Annotated in this window: 4 protein-coding genes; 2 read left to right on the top strand and 2 right to left on the bottom strand. The window is 67.1% G+C overall.

Features of this window, described 5'->3' with window-relative positions; all coding sequences use genetic code 11:
* Together NBV68_RS18450 and NBV68_RS18445 are read right to left on the bottom strand one after the other, a co-directional pair.
* A partial coding sequence (locus tag NBV68_RS18450; protein ID WP_296312798.1) for a MoxR family ATPase occupies positions 1-402 on the bottom strand: 402 nt, incomplete at its 3' end.
* An 81-nt stretch (positions 403-483) separates the two neighbouring features.
* Positions 484-1,797: a serine hydrolase gene (locus tag NBV68_RS18445; RefSeq protein WP_296312796.1), complete on the bottom strand. Its 1,314-nt coding sequence runs from the start codon at positions 1,795-1,797 to the stop codon at positions 484-486.
* A gap of 96 nt (positions 1,798-1,893) precedes the next feature.
* On the opposite strand from NBV68_RS18445, the gene NBV68_RS18440 reads away from it, so the two are divergent.
* Together NBV68_RS18440 and NBV68_RS18435 are read left to right on the top strand one after the other, a co-directional pair.
* Positions 1,894-3,108, top strand: coding sequence for an alpha/beta fold hydrolase (locus tag NBV68_RS18440; protein WP_296312793.1), 1,215 nt, complete (start codon positions 1,894-1,896; stop codon positions 3,106-3,108).
* A gap of 79 nt (positions 3,109-3,187) precedes the next feature.
* On the top strand, positions 3,188-3,609 hold a 422-nt coding region (locus tag NBV68_RS18435; protein ID WP_296312791.1), incomplete at its 3' end, for a glycosyltransferase family 87 protein.

Here is a 3,609-nt window from a genome sequence, read left to right as displayed (position 1 = left end):
CAGATCGTTCGGGAACTCGATATCGGCCTTGTCGATCTCGTCGATCAGCAGCACGGGGAGCTGGGGCGCGGTGAAGGCCTCCCACAGCTTGCCCTTCTTGATGTAGTTGCGGATGTCGTGGACGCGTTCCTCGCCCAGCTGGCCATCCCGGAGACGCGCCACGGCGTCATATTCGTAGAGGCCCTGCTGCGCCTTGGTGGTCGACTTGATGTTCCACTCGATCAACGGCGCGCCCAGGGCCTTGGAAATTTCATGCGCCAGCACGGTCTTGCCGGTGCCGGGCTCGCCCTTGACCAGCAGCGGACGGCGCAGGGTGACGGCGGCATTGACCGCGACCTTGAGATCCTCGGTCGCGATATAGGACTTGGTGCCTTCGAAACGCTGCTGCTGCTTATCGGTCATGGGTTTTCCTGCGAGACTGAATTTCGGCCCGCAGCGATAAGCGGCAGCATGGCGCTGCGCAAGGGGGGAGGGGCTGGCGGTTTAGCGAGGCAGGAGGAGGATGCGCTGGGCGATGGCTTCCAGCTTGCCCTCGTCGACCACGGCCGCCGGGTTGTTCCAGCCAAGGGCGAGCACCCAATCGCGCCCCCGCTTGTCGGTTAGCAGCCAAGTGAGGTTGAGCACGCCGGGCTCCGAGCCTCCTTTGAAGCCGACATACTGCCAGTTCGCCTTGATGGCGTCAGTCGCGGAAGGGTTGATCGCCATGATTGTGAACGCATCGGGGTCGGCGGTTCTGCGCATCCAGGCAAACAGCCGGGCAAGATCGGCGGGCGAGGCGAACCATTCGATGTCGAGCGCCTTGGGGCCATTGCCGAAGGCGGCGTTGATCTGGTCGAGAGTTGCGGGCCGGAGCGCATCCACGGCTTCTGCCTGACGGATCGCAAGCCGCTTTGCTGCTCTATCCTGCGCCTGCCACATGGCCACAGCCTGCGGGTTGGCCTTGAGCACGAAGAGTTCGCGCGTGGTCAGAAACGGATCGTTTGCCCCCGGATCGGCATGGCCACTGTCTTTCATCAGCTTGAGGATGCGCCTCTTGCCAAGCACCGCGATCAGCTGGTCGGTCGCGGTGTTATCGCTGACGGAGATCATCAGGCTGGCGAGCGTGTGCAGCGTCACCGGCGAACCCTCGGGCCAGTCCTGCAACTGCCCGCTCGGATAGCTCCTTTCCGTGAGCGTCACCACGTCCGACCACTTGCGGCGGCCCGCCTTCACGTCCTCGGCAAGAGCGGCCAGCACGTAGAGCTTGACGGTCGATCCCAGCGCGAGCGGTGCGCCGGTGTTGCGGCTGATGACCGGCGCGCCGCCGAGCGGGCCGAACCATGCATTCACGCTTCCCGGCAAGGCAGCGAGATCGGCGGCGATGGCCACGGGCGTGTCGCCCGTCACCGCTAGCGGATCCACCGAGGTGAAGCGCAATTCGTTGATGCGGTTGTTCTCGGCAGGGTCGAGCGCGATCCCGCCCTTGGCGATGCCGCGTTCGAAGCGGATCTCGAGCGCGGCCCGCGTGCCTTCGCGCGGGGCCAGCAGGCTGACCTCCACCGCCCGCCCGAACTGCGCAGTAAGATTGGCCGAGAGCGTCCTGATCTGCTCATCGGCGATGGCGGCGCGAAAGGCGGCGGTGAAGATTGCCTCGGGCTGCACTTCGCCATTGAGAAGCTCGACGACCTGCAGGCTGCGCGCTTCGAGCGCGGTCGGCTCGGCAGGCTGGGCGACTGCCGGCGCCGGCTGCGCGGTTGCCGGGGTGCCGATGATCACAGCGCAGGCCAGAGCAATGGCATGAAAGACGCGGGCCTGCATCGGCGCTCTCCTCACTGCGGGGCAAAATGTACCGGCTGACTGGTCGCATGATCCGCGCAAATGTTCCATAGGCTTGCCCCCTCGAGGAGAACCATCATGCCGACCGAAACGTTCGCCTTCCCGACGCCTGCGGGCCATGCGCTCGAAGGCGCGCTCGAACTGCCCACCGGGCTGGTGCGCGGGGCGGCGCTGTTCGCGCATTGCTTCACATGCACCAAGCAGAGCCGCGCCGCGGTCGCGGTCAGCCGCGCGCTGGCGCGGCAGGGGATTGCGTGCCTCAGGTTCGATTTCACCGGGCTTGGCGGGAGCGAGGGCGATTTCGGGCGCGCCGGGTTCGCCACCGACATGGCCGATCTGGTCGCCGCGGCCGAGGCGCTCGCCGCGCGCTTCGATGGCCCGCTGCTGCTGGTCGGGCATAGCCTCGGGGGCGCGGCGGTGCTGGCGGCGGCGGCGGTGCTGGGCGAGGACAAGGTTGCCGCGATCGCCACCATCGGCGCGCCGTCCGACGTGCCGCACGTGCTCCACGTGATCGAGGGCGATCACGACGCGATCCGGCGCGACGGGGCGGGGCCGGTCAGGATCGGCGGGCAGGCCTTCACCCTCAGCCGCTCTTTTCTGGAGGCGGCGGGCGATGTCGATCTGCTGGCGGTGGTCGGCACACTGCGGCGCCCCTATCTGTGCCTCCATTCGCCGACCGACACCATCGTCGGGATCGAGCATGCGGGCGCGCTGTTCCAGGCTGCCTTCCACCCCAAGAGCTTCGTCAGCCTTGCGGGAGCCGATCACCTCCTGACCCGCGCCGAGGATGCCAACTTCGCCGCGACGATCATAGCGGGCTGGGCCGGGCGCTACCTGCCGATGCGCTCCGACTGGCCGATGCCCGAAGAGGGCGTGGTGGTGCAGACCGGTCACGGCAAGTTCGGCACCGAGGTCCACACCGTCCAGCATCGCTTCATCGCCGACGAACCGCGCTCCTATGGCGGGGACGAGAGCGGCCCGACGCCCTACGACCTGCTGCTCGCCGCGCTCGGCACCTGCACCGCGATGACGATGAAGATGTATGCCGACCAGAAGGGCTGGCCCTTCGAAGGCGCGCGCATCCACCTCACCCACGAGCGAAACCACGCCGAGGACTGCGCGCACATGCTGGAGAAGGGCGCCAAGGTGCAGGCGCTGAACCGCGTGATCACGCTGCTGGGCGATGCGCTCACCGACGAGCAGCGCGAGAAGATCATCGCCATCGCCGACAAGTGCCCGGTGCACCGCACGCTCGAGGGGCATCTTCACATCCATACCGAGACCGCCGCTTAGCGACTTTCCCCGAGGCTATGCGCAGGCGCGATGGACTTGGGCTGCCTTGCGCGGCAGGACGCGAGGCATGGGATGGGACGTGATCCGCAAGTCAGAATGGCTCGAGCCCGGGCGGGTACGCGGCTATCTGCTGCTGCTCGCGCTGGTGAATGCGGGCGCGGTGGTCTTCCTGCTCGCGACCCAGAAGAACGGCGTCGATGCCAACGGCTTCCTGATCGGCACCGATTTCATCAGCTTCTGGACCTCGGGGCGGATGCTGCAGGCGGGCGCCAATGTTTACGACACCGCCGCCCATGTCGCCGCGCAGCGCGAATTCTACGCGATGCCGGGCGAATATACGGCCTTCTTCTATCCGCCGGGGTTTCTGCCTTTCGTCTGGCCGCTGGGCTTTCTGCCTTATTTTCCGGCGCTGGCGGCGTGGCTGGGGCTGACGGGAGCGGCTTTCCTTGCGGCAGTGCGCGGATGGTTCCGCGCGCTCGGGCTCAAAGGCCCCGCGCTGGT

The sequence above is a fragment of the Erythrobacter sp. genome (genome assembly GCF_023653175.1).
GTDB lineage: Bacteria > Pseudomonadota > Alphaproteobacteria > Sphingomonadales > Sphingomonadaceae > Erythrobacter.
This window is presented reverse-complemented; position numbering and strand designations above follow the sequence as displayed.